We start from the raw sequence: 14,387 nt of genomic DNA, 5'->3' as shown, positions 1-14,387 counted from the left end.
ACGCCATCTGCTTGTGCCATCACGTTGCCCGGCTTGCGCGGCTCCCGCCGAGGAGGTGTTGATCATGCGTATTCCTACCGACCTGCACTTCAGGGAACTGGCCGGCCGGATCCATTGGCCGCATCCCGCGCGCAATGACACGCAAATCACTCACCGCCACACCTCGGACGAGGATGCCGAAGTCGCCAAGGCAACCCTGTACGTGAGCACGGTCACGCTGGTCGTGCTGCTCGTGGTGCTGGCGGCCATCGCTTTCGGTCAGGAGGCCATGCACTGGCTGGGTGTTCATTAGACGACTCGCCTGAAGCTATCCAGCTTGACTGACCGGGCCGGCCCCCACTTTGCTGGGGGCCGGTTTTATCTGGGGACAGCGGATCAGGCCAGCAACGGGGCGACCTTCTCCGGCGGCCGGCCGATGATCGCGCGGCGGTTACGTACGACCACCGGGCGCTGCAGCAGGATGGGGTTGTCGGCCACGGCAGCCAGCAGTTCGGCATCGGTCAGGCCGGGATCGGCCAGGTCCAGCTCCTGGTACGGCGCCTCGTTGTCGCGCATCATCTCCCGCGCGGACACGCCGAGCATGGTCTGCAGCTGGCGCAGCGTGGCCAGCGACGGCGGCGACTTCAGGTATTCCACGATCTCCACCGGTTCGCCGAGGCGTTCGGCGGCGGCCTCGACCAGGGCCAGCGTTTCGCGCGATTTCGAGCAGCGAGGGTTGTGGTAGATGGTGATCATGGCAGGTGTCCTTCCTATCGAATAATCACGCACTATATACGTGCACCAGCGCAGTGCAAGCCTGTTGGCCAGCTGTGGGCATGCATTGTGCTGAATCCCTCGCTCACATCGACTGCCGCCGATGGCGGCATAGCCCTCCCCATGACGATCTCCCCGAACCTGGCCAGTGCCAGTCCGCAGCGAAGGCCCTTCACCATCCGCAAAGCCGGACCCGCCGACGTGCCGGCGATCCAGGCCATCTACGCCCATCATGTCCTGCACGGCCGCGCCTCATTCGAGGAAACGCCGCCGAACGTGGATGACATGCAACTGCGCATGGCCGAAGTCCTGCGCAAGGGCCTGCCCTACCTGGTCGCGGAGCGCGGCGGCGAGGTGCTCGGCTACGCCTACGCGTCGTCCTACCGCGCGCGCAGCGCCTACCGCTTCGCGATCGAAGACTCGATCTACATCGACCATCGCTATGTCGGCGAAGGCCTGGGGCAGGCGCTGCTGGAAGCGCTGATCGCGCGCTGCGAGACCGGGCCGTGGCGGCAGATGGTTGCGGTCATCGCCTGCACGGCCAGCGGCGAAGGCGCGGGATCGCTGGCTGTGCACGAGCGGCTGGGTTTCCGGACGGTTGGACGGCTGGAAGCCGTCGGCTTGAAGCACGGACAGTGGATCGATACTGTGCTGATGCAACGGCCTCTTGGTGCAGGAAACGAAAGCCTGCCTGACCAGGCCGCAGCGTCACGCTGACACGGCCACAAGGATCGGCACATTCCGTTCAGTTCAGGTCAAGTCGGTATTGAAGCGCAGCGCGGACGCCAGCAGCCCATTGCGGTAGTAGAAGCGATGCCCCAGCACATTGGTGAGCGGCGTATCGAGCACCAGCTTGGTGCAGCCGAGCGCCCGTGCCTCATCTTTGAGCCGGTCCATCAGCCGGGCGCCGTACCCACCGCTGCGCGCCGACTCGTCGGTGACGAGGTCATCCACATAGAAATGGACGCCGTGGACCAGGTTGTCCTGCAAGCGGAAGCCGGCCAGGGCGACCGGACGGCCGCCTTCCCACAACGCCATCAGCCGGTATCCGGCTGCCTGTTGGCGGCGCCAGCGTGCGATGAACTCCGCTGTGTCTGCCAGGCGCGGACGAAGCTGGCGCATCAGGCTGAAGCACGCCGCCACTTCGGTATCATCATCGACATAACGAATATCTATGGTGATTTCATCGATCAATGTATTCATCACGCGACTCCAGCGTCCGCTGGCGGCGGCGTGAAGCGGTAGCCCACGGCGATCCGGTTCCAGAAGTTGATGCTGGCGACCGACGTGCTCAGGAATGCCAGTTCCTGCTCCGAAAAGTGCTCGCGAACCTGCGCATAGACAACATCGCCGGCGCCATGGCCTGACAGGTTCGTCAGCGCCTCGGCCCAGCCCAGCGCGGCCTGCTCGCGGTCGCTGAACACGCCGGCTTCGCGCCATGCGGCCAGCAGGTCGAGCTTGCGCGGATCCACATCGAGCTTGCGGATGATGTTCAGGTGGAACTGCAGGCAGAACGCACAGCCGTTGATCTGTGAGACCCGCAGCTTGACCAGCTCCACCAGAGACTTGTCCAAACCGGAGTCGGTCACCGCCTTGCTGAGCGCAGCCAGCGCGGCATAAACGGCGGGAGCGGTCTGGGTGAACTGCTGGTATTCCATGCGTGCCGGGGTATTCGCCATTGGGTCCTCCGTTGGACAGTGATAATATCAGAGCACGAACATAATATAAGAGCACTGACATCATGCGCAAGACCAGGGTCAAGACCGTGCCGGCCGCGGGGGCTTCGGGCCTTTCTGGCCACACAAATGACGGCGCACAAGGCGTACCCATTCCAGCGCCCGGCGAAGGCAAGCGCGGGGAAAGCGGCCATCTGGGCTACCTGCTGCGCCAGGCCGGCGCCGCCAACCGGCTGCGCATGGAGCGCGCGCTCGCGGACCTTGGCGTGACGCCGCCGCAGTTCGTGGTGATGACGATGATCGGGGCGTACCCGGGCGCGTCGAATGCCGACCTCGCGCGGCTGGCGGTGCTGACACCGCAGACGGTCAGCGTGATCGTCGGCAACCTCGACAAGGCCGGCGTCATCGAGCGCCAGCCGCATCCGGTGCATGGGCGCATCCAGAACATCGTGCTGACGGAGGTCGGCAAGACGCTGCTGGCGCAATGCCGCGAGCGCGTGCAGGAGAACGAAGCGCGCCTGCGCGCGGGACTGACCGAGGCTGACGAGCAGGTGATCCGGCAGTGGCTGGTGGCCTTGGCTGTCGAGGGCGAGTGACCTCTCCAAAAGAAAGGGCCCGCAACGCTGCGAGCCCCCGACTTCGCGGTGAGACGCCGAAGCCTTACTTCATCAGGTCCGACAGCGCCAGCGCCACCACCTTGGTCGCGCGGTTCAGGTCATTGAGACGCAGGTTCTCGTCCGAGTTGTGGCCGCGCGCTTCCATCAACGTGCGCGGGCCGGCGCCGTACAGCACGGTCGGGATGCCGCGCTTGGTGTAGTGGCGCGCGTCGGTGTACAGCGGCACGCCTTGCACCGGGATATCCACACCAAACACGGACTCCGCACGGCTCTTCAGCGCGCCGATCAGCTTTTCCACGCCCGGCAGTTCCGACAGCGGCTCGGCCAGGATGATGCGCTCGACTTTCACTTCGATGCCCGGACGGTCCTTGGCGGCCTTTTCCACCACTGCGCGGATCTCGCCTTCGGCGTCGAAGCCGATTTCCTCGGGGATCATGCGGCGGTCGACACGGAAGGTCACAAGATCCGGCACCACGTTGGTGTTGATGCCGCCCTTGATCAGGCCGACGTTCAGCGTGGCGGTGTCGATGCCAGGCACCTTCGACTTGCGGGTGGCCAGTTCGGCGCGCAGGCCGTAGATAGCCTGCAGGATGTGCGTGGCGGCCTCGATCGCGTCGACGCCGGTGTGCGGCATGGCGGCATGGCCCTGCTTGCCCTTCACTGTTACTTCGACGTGCAGGCAGCCGTTGTGCGACGACGTGATGCCGTACGAGAAGCCCGCCGAGATGGCGTAGTCGGCCTTGCTCAGGTTGTTGTCGAGCAGGAACTTGGGACCGATGTCGCCGCCGGTTTCCTCGTCATAGGTGAACTGCAGCTCGACCGCGCCGTTGATCTTCGCGCCCTGCTTCTCGGCCTCCATCAGCGCCAGCACGGCGTAGGTGTAGGTGGCGAAGTCCGACTTGGACACGGCGACGCCGCGGCCGTACATGACCGGGCCGTGCTCGCTGTCCGCGATCTCGCCGCCGTACGGGTCCTTGGTCCAGCCCAGGCCCGGCGGCACCACGTCGCCGTGGGCGTTCATGGCGATGACCGGGCCGCCCGTGCCGAACTGCTTGCGCACGATCAGGTTGGTGGCGCTGATCATCCCGGCGGCCTTCACCTGCTCGTCAGGCACCTTGTGCGCTTCCACGGTGAAACCCAGGCCTTCGAGCAGTTCCTTGGCGCGCTTGCCATGGGCGTCGCAGTCGCCCGGCGGGTTGTCGGAGGGCACCTTGACCAGCTCGGCCAGGAAGGCTTCCTGCTGCGGGCGGTGCCGGTCGATGAACGTCGTCAGCGTGGTCTCGATGGGGTTCATATTGTCTCGTGCGGTCATGTCTTGTTCTCAGGGATTGGGCTGTCGTTTCAGGAAGCGTTCCAGGCGGGTTATCGCGCTTACTGCTGCCGCTGGAAGTGCTCGACGAAATCGGTGAATACGCGTGCGGACAATTCGGCGTCCGCGGCGGTCATGATCTCGGTGGGGTGGTGGCTGATGCCGCCGTTGCCACAGCGCACGAACAGCATCGCGACATCGGCAATCGCGGCAATGGCCATGGAGTCATGGCCGGCGCCGGAGGGAAGGTGGCGTACCGGCACGCCCTGGCGGGCGATGGCGGCGGCCCATTGCTCCTGCAGCCACGGGGCGCAGGGAACACTTTTGGCTTCGTGCGTCTTGCGCACCTGCGCACGCACGTTGCGGCGTGTGCACACGCGTTCGATCTCGGCCAGCACGTCATTGACGGCGGCCTCGCGCTCGGCGTCGTCGCCGCAGCGGATGTCGATGGAGAACACCGCGCGGCCCGGAACCACGTTGGTGGCGCCGTTGGGTACGTTGAACTGGCCGACGGTGCCAACCAGGCCCGGCTTGCCGCCGCAGCGCTTCTCGATGTACAGGCCGATCTCGGCACCCGCCATGGCCGCGTCGCGGCGCATGTCCATCGGCACCGTGCCGGCGTGGCCGGCCAGGCCTTCAAGTTCGATGATGAAGCGGCTCGCACCCGAAATGGCGGTCACCACGCCGACCGGCAGGCCTTCGTTGAGCAGCACCGGACCCTGTTCGATATGCACTTCGATGAAGGCCAGCACCTTCTTGGGGTCATGCGCAGCAGCAGGCAGGCCGGCCGGGTCGAAGCCGGCTGCGGCCATCACTTCACGCATGGTCTTGCCGCTGTCGTCGACGTTGCCCAGTACGTTGTTGTCGAAGGTGCCGGCAATCGCGCGGCTGCCCAGCAGCGTGGCCTTGAAGCGCACACCCTCTTCTTCCGCGAACCCGACCACCTCGATGGCGAACGGAAAGCGCCTGCCCTGGCGGTTCCATTCGGCTACACAGGCGATCGGCAGGATCACGCCGAGGTTGCCGTCAAAGCGGCCTCCGTCGCGCACGGTGTCGAAATGCGAACCCGTCAGCAGCGCCGGGGCGCCGGGCTCCGTCCCTTCGTAGCGGCCGATCACGTTGCCGGCGGCATCTCGGCGCACCGTCATGCCCGCGGCCTGCATCCACTCGGTCAGCTGTGCGGCGGCGCCGTGGTGGGCCTCGGTCAGGTAGGTGCGGGTGAGCATGCCAGGCTGCTCGGTGTGAACGGCCAAGGCGTGGGCCCAGGCCATGATGCGCGTGCCGATGTCTGCGGCCGGCGACAGGTTTGCTGCCATGCGTTGTCTCCTGCTGGAAGGACTTGAAGCGGCGGCACGCGGGCTGGCGGGGGCGCCAGTCGGGGCGCTGCGTGATGAAAGGCGCCCAGGGCCGAAGCTCTATTCTGTGCGATTCATGGTAGCACAGTGAATTCAAAAATTGCATACAAAAATGATATGCACTATATTCGGTTCCACGTTCAGACAATCCGCTGCGGACAATCCGGTCCGGACAACGGATTGCGTGGATTCCGCCTCAACAGGGGGGCATTCCGCGAAGGTGACGCGTCCGCGACGGCGCGCCCCTGAATGGCAGGCCGGCAGCCCAGGTGGTGAATGCAGTACCGGGCGGCAGGCATTCCTGGAATCAGATGACGGGCGGGCCGGCGAACAGCGCCAGGCAACGACCCGGTACGGAGACAACCATGCAGCACGCAGTCCAGTCGCGCCCCGCCCCTGGTGGCCGCCTCCACACCCGCTTTACCCGCTCGCTGTTCGGCCAGGTGCTGATCGCCCTTGTGATCGGCACGGTGCTCGGCATGCTGTTCCCCGAGTTCGCCGCCAAGCTCAAGCCGCTTGGCGATGCCTTCATCAAGCTGGTCAAGATGCTGATCGGGCCCATCGTGTTCTGCGTGGTCGTGGCCGGCATCTGCGGCGCGGGGGAGCTCAAGAAGGTCGGCCGCGTGGGCATCAAGGCAGTGCTCTATTTCGAGATCGTCACCACCATTGCGCTGGCGCTTGGCATCCTGCTGGCCTATGTTTTCCATCCAGGCACCGGCATGAATGTGGATCCGCGCTCACTCGATGCTTCGGCCATTGCCGGTTACATCGAGAACGCCACCAAGGTGAAGAGCGAAGGCACGGCCGACTTCCTGCTCAAGCTGATCCCGAACACGATCATGGGCGCCTTCTCCAGCGGCGACGTGCTGCAGGTGCTGCTGGTTTCGGTGCTGTTCGGCTGTGCGCTGTCGCTGGTCGGAGAAAAGGCCAAGCCGCTGGTTAGCCTGATCGACACCTTTTCGCACACGCTGTTCAAGATGATGGGCTTCATCATCAAGCTCGCGCCGCTGGGCGTGCTGGGCGCGGTGGCGTTCACGGTGGGCAAGTACGGCGTGGGTTCGCTCAAGCAGTTGGGCTTCCTGGTAGTGCTGTTCTATGGCGCCGTCACCGTCTTCGTGCTGGTGGTGCTGGGCACGATCATGCGCCTGTGCGGCTTCTCCGTGATCAAGCTGATCCGCTACCTGCGCGCCGAGCTGCTGGTGGTGCTGGGCACTGCTTCGTCCGACAGCGTGCTGCCGCAAGTGATGAAGAAGCTCGAATTCATGGGCATCAAGAAGTCCGTGGTGGGCCTGGTGATCCCGACCGGCTACTCGTTCAACCTGGATGCATTCTCGATCTACCTGACGCTGGCGGCCGTGTTCATTGCGCAGGCCACCAACACGCCGCTGGCCATGGGCGACCTGCTCGGCATCCTGGCGGTGGCGCTGATCACCTCCAAGGGCGCGCACGGTATCCCGGGTTCGGCCATCGTGATCCTGGCGGCGACGCTGTCGGCGCACCCGGCGATCCCGGCCATCGGCCTGGTGCTGGTGCTCTCCGTGGACTGGTTCATCGGCATTGCCCGTGCGCTGGGCAACCTGATCGGCAATTGTGTCGCCACGGTGGTGGTTGCCGCCTGGGAGAAGGACATCGACCGCGGCCGCGCGCAGGACGTGCTCAACGGCGTAATGCCGGCCACCGAGCTGGACGAAGGCCTGCCGATGGCCGATGCCGCCGATGCAACCGGCGCCACAACCGCGCCTGTGCCGTCACCCGCGGCGGGGCGCTAGAATCTCGGCATTTCCTCCAACGCGCAGGCCCTGCGCCCATGCAAGCCATGCCCGAGCATATCGATCCCGACATGACCGCCGAAGCGATCGCCGAAGACATCGTCGCGGCGATCGTCTCGCACCGGCTGCCCCCGGGCACCAAGCTGCGGGAGGAAGCCCTGGCAAGCGTCTACCGCGTGAGCCGCACCAAGGTGCGCGCGGCGCTGCTGATGCTGTCCAAGGACAAGGTCATCCAGATCGTGCCGGACAAGGGCGCCTTCGTCGCCAAGCCGAGCGCCGAAGAGGCGCGTGAGGTCTTCGCGGTGCGCCGCATCCTGGAGGCGGCGCTCGCGCGCGAGTTTGTCGCCAAGGCGCGCCCGGCCGACTACAAGCGCATCGACAAGCACCTGGCAGCCGAGCGCAAGTCGATCGAAGGCATCGACGCGCAGACGCGCACCCGGCTGCTCGGCGATTTCCACATCGTGCTGGCCGAAGTAGTCGGCAACGGCGTGCTGACCGAGATGATGCACGAGCTGTCGGCGCGCAGCGCGGTGATCACCATGCTTTACCAGTCGCGGCGCGATGCGGCGTGTTCGTCCGACGAGCACCGCGAGTTCATCGAGGCCGCCCGCGCGGGCGATGTCGAGCGCGCGGTGGCGCTGATGGTTGACCACCTCAACCACGTCGAGGCCGCGCTGCACTTCGAGGAAAGCGCACCTGCGGCGCGCGGCAAGGACCTGGTTGCGGCGCTGCTTGCCTGACTGGTTGACGCCGATCAAAGCGCTTCCGCATACGGCGATGCAATATTGACCCCGCTCGTGAAGACGCGGGGGCGCACTTCACGGGCACTGCGCCTTCCTGATCCATCCGGCAGGCCGCCCGCATACCGCAACGGTGTGCGGGCTTTTTCTTTTTGGAAGCCTGTCTTCGCTGGTTGCCGCACCGCCGTGCGGCACCACATAATTTCCGCTGCTGCGGCGCGGCATTGCGCATGGCGTGCATGAATGGAATCCGTCTTCGGGTTAGCATGTCGCAGGCCCGAGCCAGCCATAACTAAAGACAGGAGACACCCATGCACGTTTGCGCCTACGCCGACCCCTGCCGCAACACCTGGCCGACAACGCGCGCGTCGCGCTGAACCTGGCCCTGCTTCCCCTGCTCCCTTTACGTGAACCGCCGGTACGCTGCGCGCACCGGTGCCTTGCTTCGCTCACCCATTCAACAGAGGGAATCCCATGTCCAGTGCATTCCGTCCTGACGCGCTCGCCGGCAAGACCGTCTTCGTGGCCGGCGGCTCGTCCGGCATCAACCTTGGTATTGCACAGAGCTTTGCCCGCGCCGGCGCCAGGCTCGCGCTGATCAGCCGCGATCCCGAGCGCATCGCGGCAGCCGCCGCCACCATCACCGATGCCGGCGGCACCGCCATCGGCATCGCTGCCGACGTGCGCGACTACGCCGCCGTGGAGGCGGCGCTGAAGCAGGCGCGCGACACGCTCGGCCCGATCGACGTCGTCATCTCCGGCGCGGCCGGCAACTTCCTGGCGCCGGTGGTCGGCATGTCGGCCAACGGCTTCAAGACCGTGGTGGACATCGACCTGATCGGCACCTTCAACGTGTTCCGCGCATCATTCGACTACCTGAACAAGCCCGGCGCCTCGCTGATCGCCATCACCGCGCCGCAGGGCGTGAACGCGATGATGTTCCAGGCCCACGCCTGCGCGGCCAAAGCCGGCATCAACATGCTGGTGAAATGCCTGGCGATGGAATGGGGCCCGGCCGGCGTGCGCGTGAACGGCATCTCTCCCGGCCCGATCGCGGACACCGAAGGCATGGCCCGCCTCGCGCCCACGCCCGAGATGGAGGCCCGCTACAAGGGCCGCCTGCCGCTGCGCGACTACGGCAGCAAGCAGGACATCGCCGATGCCGCGCTGTACCTGAGCTGCGACAACGCGCGCTACGTGACCGGCACCATCCTCGACTGCGACGGCGGCAGCAAGCTGGGCGACGCCTCCGCCGATGCCCTGAAGACCAAGTGACCACCAACGAATTCCTGAAGGAAACCTGACGATGATGTCTCTCGTGCTCTATCACGCCAGCGAAGGCGTGGCCACCATCACCCTGAACCGCCCCGAAGTCCTGAATGCGCTCAACGCCGACCTGATGCGCGAACTGGGCGCGGCCGTGGACCGCGCTGCTGCCGATGCGTCGGTGCGCGCCGTCGTGCTGACCGGCGCGGGCCGCGGCTTTTCGTCGGGCGCAGACCTGTCCGCCCGTCAGAATGCCGGTGGCGAGATGACCGATTCCGGCGCGCTGCTGCGCGAACGCTATCACCCGATCATCACAGCGCTGCGCGAGATGCCCAAGCCCGTGATCAGCGCCGTGAACGGCGTTGCGGCTGGCGCCGGCATGAGCATCGCACTGGCCGCCGACGTGGTGCTGGCGGCGAAGTCGGCCTCGTTCCTGCAGGCGTTCTCGAAGATCGGCCTGGTGCCCGATGCCGGCAGCACCTACTTCGTGCCGCGCTACGCCGGCGAGATGCGCGCGCGTGCACTGGCCATCCTGGCCGAGAAGATCGATGCGGAGGAAGCCCAGCGTATCGGCCTGGTGTGGAAGGTCCACGCCGACGACGCGCTGCAGGCCGAGGCCAGCAAGATGGCCCACCACCTCGCCAACATGCCGACCCTCGCCTATGGCCTGATCAAGCAAGCGCTCAACGCCAGCATGGGCAACAACCTGGCGGCGCAGCTCGAACTCGAGGCGTCGCAACAGTCGGTGGCTTGCCGAAGTGAAGACTTCCGCGAAGGCGTGGCCGCGTTCGTGGCCAAGCGGCCGCCGCAGTTCAAGGGCCGCTGACCCTCCGTCGCCGTTTGCAGCACCCCCGGGATGGCCGTCCCGGGGCATCACGAGAACAACACAAGGAGACGCATCATGCTGGGCCTCATGCAAGACCGTCCGTTGTTGATTTCATCGCTGATCGAATACGCTGCGGCGTACCACCCGCAACAGGAGATCATCTCGCGCACAGTGGAAGGCGGCACGGTACGCAGCAACTACGACCAGGTGCACCGCCGTGCCAAACGGCTGGCCAACGCGCTCGCGAAACTGGGCCTGAGCGAAGGCGACCGCATCGGCACGCTCGCGTGGAACACGCACCGCCACCTCGAGATGTACTTCGGCGTGTCGGGTTCCGGCGCCGTGCTGCATACGGTCAACCCGCGGCTCTTCCCCGAGCAGATCGAATACATCGTCAACCATGCCGAAGACAGCGTGCTGTGCTTCGACAGCTGCTTCGCGCCGCTGGTGGCCAGGCTGGCACCGCAGCTGAAAACGGTCAGGCACTACGTGGCCATGACCGACCCCGAACACATGGCGGCGCTGGCCGATGCAGGCATCCCCAACCTGCTCTGTTATGAAGACCTGCTCGCCGGCTGCAGCGAGGACTACGAGTGGCCGCAGTTCGACGAGCGCACCGCGTCGTCGCTGTGCTACACGTCCGGCACCACGGGCAACCCCAAGGGCGTGCTGTACACGCACCGCTCCACGGTGCTGCACAGCCTCAAGGCGAGCGGCTCCGACACCTTTGGCGTGAGCCCGGCCAGCAGCATCCTGATGATCGTGCCGCTGTTCCACGCCAACGCCTGGGGCCTGCCCTACGCGTGCGCGATGAATGGCGCGAAGATGGTGCTGCCGGCCCAGCATCTCGACGGCGAAAGCGTGTACCGCCTGCTGCGCGACGAGCGCGTGAACTACTCCACCGCCGTGCCAACGGTCTGGCTGATGCTGTTCCAGTACCTGGACGCGCACCCCGAGATCAATCCGCGCGACCTGGCGCTGCACGTGGCCGGCGTAGGCGGGTCGGCTGCACCGGCGGCAATGATCGAGCGCTTCGAGAAGCAATTCGGCGCGACGCTGATGCAGGGCTGGGGCATGACCGAGACCAGCCCCATCGGCGTGATCAACACGCTGCTGCCGCAGCATGCCGCGCTCAGCGAAGCCGAGCAGCTCAAGGTCAAGCTCAAGCAGGGCCGCGCGCTGTGGGGCGTGGCGCTGCGCATCGAGGACGACGAAGGCCGGGCGCTGCCGCATGACGGCAAGGCATTCGGCCGACTCAAGGTGCGCGGACCGTGGATTGCGTCGGGATACTTCAAGGCCGAGCATGACGCGCTCGACAACGATGGCTGGTTCGATACCGGCGACGTGGCGAATATCGATCCCGAAGGTTATGTACAGCTCGTGGACCGCGCCAAGGACGTGATCAAGTCCGGCGGCGAGTGGATCTCGTCGATCGATCTCGAAAACGCGACGATGAGCCACCCGGCTGTGGCTGAGGCTGCTGTCATTGGCGTGCCGCATCCCAAGTGGCAGGAACGGCCGCTGCTGATCGTGGTGAAACGGCCCGGACAAGACGTCACGTCCGCCGAGCTGCTCGCCTTCCTGGCCGGCAAGGTGGTGGGCTGGTGGGTACCCGATGACGTGGTGTTCGTCGATGCGCTGCCGCATACGGCCACCGGCAAGCTGCTCAAGCTGAAGCTGCGCGAGGAATATCGAAACTACGTCCTGCCGACCACGCGAGACGAGCGCACGGCGTAAGACCCGCTGCCCGTGCCGTCGCGGCGCGGGCAGCCACCCCCCAACACTGAACGAAAAAAGAAGGAGCCGCGCATGAGCGCCAGCAGCACCGACCGCATCATCGTGACCATCGAGGACGGCGTCGCCGACGTCCGGCTCAACCGCGCCGACAAGATGAACGCGCTCGACCCCGCCATGTTCGACGCGCTGATCGCCACCGGCGAGCAATTGAAGCAGACCCCGGACCTGCGTGCGGTGGTGCTCTCGGGCGAAGGCCGCGCGTTCTGTGCCGGCCTGGACATGGAGAGCATGGCCGGCATGCTCGGCAATGGCGCCGGCGGCGACCCAGGCATCCGGCCGGGCCGTCTTGCCGCGCGCACGCATGGCATCTCGAACCGTCCGCAATATGCGTGCATGGTGTGGCGCGAACTGCCGGTGCCGGTGTTCGCCGCCGTGCACGGCGTGGCCTTTGGCGGCGGCCTGCAGGTGGCGCTAGGTGCGGACGTGCGCTTCGTCACGGCCGACACGAAGCTCTCGATCATGGAGATCAAGTGGGGCCTGGTGCCTGATATGGCGGGCATGGTGCTGACGCGTGGGCTGATCCGCGCGGACCTGCTGCGCGAGCTGGTCTACACGGGCCGCGTTGTTACCGGCACCGAAGCGTGCGAGCTGGGCCTGGCCACGCGCGTTGTGGATGACCCGCGCGCCGCCGCGCTGGATGCGGCGCGGCAGGTCGCGCAGAAGAACCCGGATGCCATCCGCGCTGCCAAGCGGCTGATGGAGGTGGTCGAGGGCGGCGACAACGCCGCGATCCTGATGGCCGAGTCGGTCGAACAGGACAAGCTGGTGGGATCACCGAACCAACGCGAGGCAGTGCGCGCGAATCTGGAAAAGCGGGCACCGCAGTTTGAAGCGGCACGCAGCTAAGCGACTTCCAACTCACCTGGGGTGCTCCCCTCTCCCACTGCGCGGGAGAGGGGAGAAAACAGAGAGCTCATCCCGACATGAACGCTAAGACCGCCGCCACCAGATCGCGTAGATCACCACGTTGACCACCACCACAAACACCCCCAGCCAGATCTGAATCTCCGTCGTTAGCCCAACCGGATAAATCACCGGCAACAAATACCGCTCGACAAACCCACCCCCATACCCGGCCTCCCCCGCCGCGCGACGCAGCGCATTCTCCAGCGGCGTCAGCGGACAAACCCGCCCCGACCACTCCACGAACACCCCCCACGCCGCCGCCGGCAGGTGCACCCACGCCACACGCGGCCAGCGGAACAGCAGTAGCGCGCCGCCGACCACGAAGGCGATGAACAGGAAATGGACCACGACCACCAGGTCCGCCAGCCACTCCGCCATCGCCACCCTCCTCGCGCCCAGGTCAGCCGCGCCCCGTCCAGTAGCCGGGCTGCGCGAACTGCGCCTTCAGGTGCTCGATGAAGAAGCGGATCTTGGCCGGCACCGGGCGCTGCTGCGGGTACACGGCGAGGATGTCGTAGTCCGGCAATGCGTACTCGTCGAGCACGGTGACCAGTTCGCCGCTCTCGAGCTGCGGCAGGATCTCCCAAGTGGAGCGCCAGCCCAGGCCCAGGTGCTCGCCGGTCCAGCGGTGCAGCAGCTCGCCGTCGTTGCAGTCGAGGTTGCCGTTGACGCGCACCGTCACGGTCTTGCCATTCTGCTGAAAGTACCAGCCGCGCTGCTGGCCGCCCTGCAGGTTGAAGGCCAGGCAGTTGTGGTGCTGCAGGTCGTCGAGCGTGAGCGGCACGCCGTGTTTCGCAAAGTAGGCGGGCGTGCCGCATACCACGCGCTTGTTCGTGGCGAGCTTGATCGCCACGAAGTTCGGGTCGATGGCGCCGCCGATGCGGATGCCCACGTCATACCCTTCGCGCACCAGGTCCACCACGCGGTCGGTCAGGTTGAAGGAAATCTGCACTTCAGGGTTGGCCGCCAGGAAGGCCGGCGCATGCGGCGCCACGTGCTTGCGCCCGAACGCGGCCGGGGCCGACACGATCAGGTGGCCGGTGGCCTTGTGCTTGCCTTCGGCAATCAGCATCTCGGCGCGGTCCAGGTCGGCCAGCGCCTTCTTGCACTGCTCCATGAACACGGCGCCCTGCTCGGTCACCACGATGCGCCGCGTCGAGCGGTGCAGCAGCTTGACGCCAATGCGGGCTTCGAGCGCGTTGATGCGGCGCCCGATCATCACGGGCGTGACGTCCTGGGTAAGCGCGGCGGCGGCCATGCTGCCGTGCTCGACCACCGCGATGAAAGCTTCGATCTGTTTGAGTTTGTCCATAGGGTGTTGCGTCTCCTGCCCGTCATTGTGCGGCATCGGCGCCGGCCTGACACCTTGCCGG

The 14,387-nt window shown here is 66.1% G+C and carries 16 protein-coding genes; 9 read left to right on the top strand and 7 right to left on the bottom strand.

The annotated features are described in order from the left end of the window. Window positions 1–64 precede the first annotated feature (64 nt). Window positions 65–292, top strand: coding sequence for a hypothetical protein (locus LDO29_RS13365; RefSeq protein ID WP_224080264.1), 228 nt, complete (start codon window positions 65–67; stop codon window positions 290–292). An 83-nt stretch (window positions 293–375) separates the two neighbouring features. Here LDO29_RS13365 and arsC read toward each other — a convergent pair whose 3' ends face one another. Next, window positions 376–735 (bottom strand): arsenate reductase (glutaredoxin), encoded by a 360-nt coding sequence (gene arsC, locus LDO29_RS13360; RefSeq protein ID WP_224080263.1) that lies wholly within the window; start codon window positions 733–735, stop codon window positions 376–378. A gap of 141 nt (window positions 736–876) precedes the next feature. On the opposite strand from arsC, the gene LDO29_RS13355 reads away from it, so the two are divergent. After that, window positions 877–1,470, top strand: coding sequence for a GNAT family N-acetyltransferase (locus LDO29_RS13355; protein ID WP_224080262.1), 594 nt, complete (start codon window positions 877–879; stop codon window positions 1,468–1,470). Window positions 1,471–1,503: 33 nt separating this feature from the next. Here the strand turns inward: LDO29_RS13355 and LDO29_RS13350 are convergent, their stop codons facing one another. After that, on the bottom strand, window positions 1,504–1,956 hold the full coding sequence (locus LDO29_RS13350; protein ID WP_224080261.1) for a GNAT family N-acetyltransferase: 453 nt from the start codon (window positions 1,954–1,956) through the stop codon (window positions 1,504–1,506). Beyond that, on the bottom strand, window positions 1,956–2,432 hold the full coding sequence (locus tag LDO29_RS13345; RefSeq protein WP_224080260.1) for a carboxymuconolactone decarboxylase family protein: 477 nt from the start codon (window positions 2,430–2,432) through the stop codon (window positions 1,956–1,958). Before LDO29_RS13345 ends, LDO29_RS13350 begins: the two co-directional genes overlap by 1 nt. Window positions 2,433–2,494: 62 nt before the next feature. On the opposite strand from LDO29_RS13345, the gene LDO29_RS13340 reads away from it, so the two are divergent. After that, the gene (locus LDO29_RS13340; protein WP_224080259.1) at window positions 2,495–3,025 is read left to right on the top strand and encodes a MarR family winged helix-turn-helix transcriptional regulator; all 531 of its coding nucleotides are present in this window, start codon (window positions 2,495–2,497) and stop codon (window positions 3,023–3,025) included. Window positions 3,026–3,089: 64 nt separating this feature from the next. On the opposite strand, the gene LDO29_RS13335 is transcribed toward LDO29_RS13340, so the two are convergent. Then, window positions 3,090–4,358 carry a M20/M25/M40 family metallo-hydrolase gene (locus tag LDO29_RS13335; protein ID WP_224080258.1) on the bottom strand — a complete coding sequence of 423 codons (1,269 nt, stop codon included), beginning with the start codon at window positions 4,356–4,358 and terminating at the stop codon, window positions 3,090–3,092. Between the two features lie 59 nt (window positions 4,359–4,417). Further along, entirely contained in the window at window positions 4,418–5,671 is a 1,254-nt protein-coding gene (locus tag LDO29_RS13330) for an allantoate amidohydrolase (RefSeq protein WP_224080257.1), read from the bottom strand. Between the two features lie 404 nt (window positions 5,672–6,075). On the opposite strand from LDO29_RS13330, the gene LDO29_RS13325 reads away from it, so the two are divergent. From LDO29_RS13325 to LDO29_RS13300, 6 genes are all read left to right on the top strand, one after another. Then, on the top strand, window positions 6,076–7,479 hold the full coding sequence (locus tag LDO29_RS13325) for a C4-dicarboxylate transporter DctA (RefSeq protein WP_224080256.1): 1,404 nt from the start codon (window positions 6,076–6,078) through the stop codon (window positions 7,477–7,479). A gap of 47 nt (window positions 7,480–7,526) precedes the next feature. Continuing rightward, the gene (locus LDO29_RS13320) at window positions 7,527–8,219 is read left to right on the top strand and encodes a GntR family transcriptional regulator (protein WP_224080340.1); all 693 of its coding nucleotides are present in this window, start codon (window positions 7,527–7,529) and stop codon (window positions 8,217–8,219) included. Window positions 8,220–8,693: 474 nt separating this feature from the next. Beyond that, a complete protein-coding gene (locus tag LDO29_RS13315) occupies window positions 8,694–9,494 on the top strand; it encodes an SDR family oxidoreductase (protein ID WP_224080255.1) in 801 nt (266 codons plus the stop codon). Window positions 9,495–9,525: 31 nt separating this feature from the next. Continuing rightward, window positions 9,526–10,311, top strand: a complete 786-nt coding sequence (locus LDO29_RS13310; protein WP_224080254.1) for an enoyl-CoA hydratase-related protein — start codon at window positions 9,526–9,528, stop codon at window positions 10,309–10,311. Window positions 10,312–10,386: 75 nt separating this feature from the next. Next, entirely contained in the window at window positions 10,387–12,048 is a 1,662-nt protein-coding gene (locus LDO29_RS13305; protein ID WP_224080253.1) for a long-chain-fatty-acid--CoA ligase, read from the top strand. A 72-nt stretch (window positions 12,049–12,120) separates the two neighbouring features. Then, window positions 12,121–12,954 (top strand): crotonase/enoyl-CoA hydratase family protein, encoded by an 834-nt coding sequence (locus LDO29_RS13300; protein ID WP_224080252.1) that lies wholly within the window; start codon window positions 12,121–12,123, stop codon window positions 12,952–12,954. An 84-nt stretch (window positions 12,955–13,038) separates the two neighbouring features. On the opposite strand, the gene LDO29_RS13295 is transcribed toward LDO29_RS13300, so the two are convergent. After that, the gene (locus LDO29_RS13295; RefSeq protein WP_224080251.1) at window positions 13,039–13,392 is read right to left on the bottom strand and encodes a DUF2784 domain-containing protein; all 354 of its coding nucleotides are present in this window, start codon (window positions 13,390–13,392) and stop codon (window positions 13,039–13,041) included. A gap of 22 nt (window positions 13,393–13,414) precedes the next feature. Beyond that, the gene (locus LDO29_RS13290; protein WP_224080250.1) at window positions 13,415–14,326 is read right to left on the bottom strand and encodes a LysR family transcriptional regulator; all 912 of its coding nucleotides are present in this window, start codon (window positions 14,324–14,326) and stop codon (window positions 13,415–13,417) included. Window positions 14,327–14,387 lie beyond the last annotated feature (61 nt).

The organism is Cupriavidus laharis, from assembly GCF_914271435.1.
GTDB lineage: Bacteria > Pseudomonadota > Gammaproteobacteria > Burkholderiales > Burkholderiaceae > Cupriavidus > Cupriavidus laharis.
The sequence above is the reverse complement of the archived record's forward strand: the minus strand, read 5'-3'. Positions and strand labels throughout refer to the sequence as shown.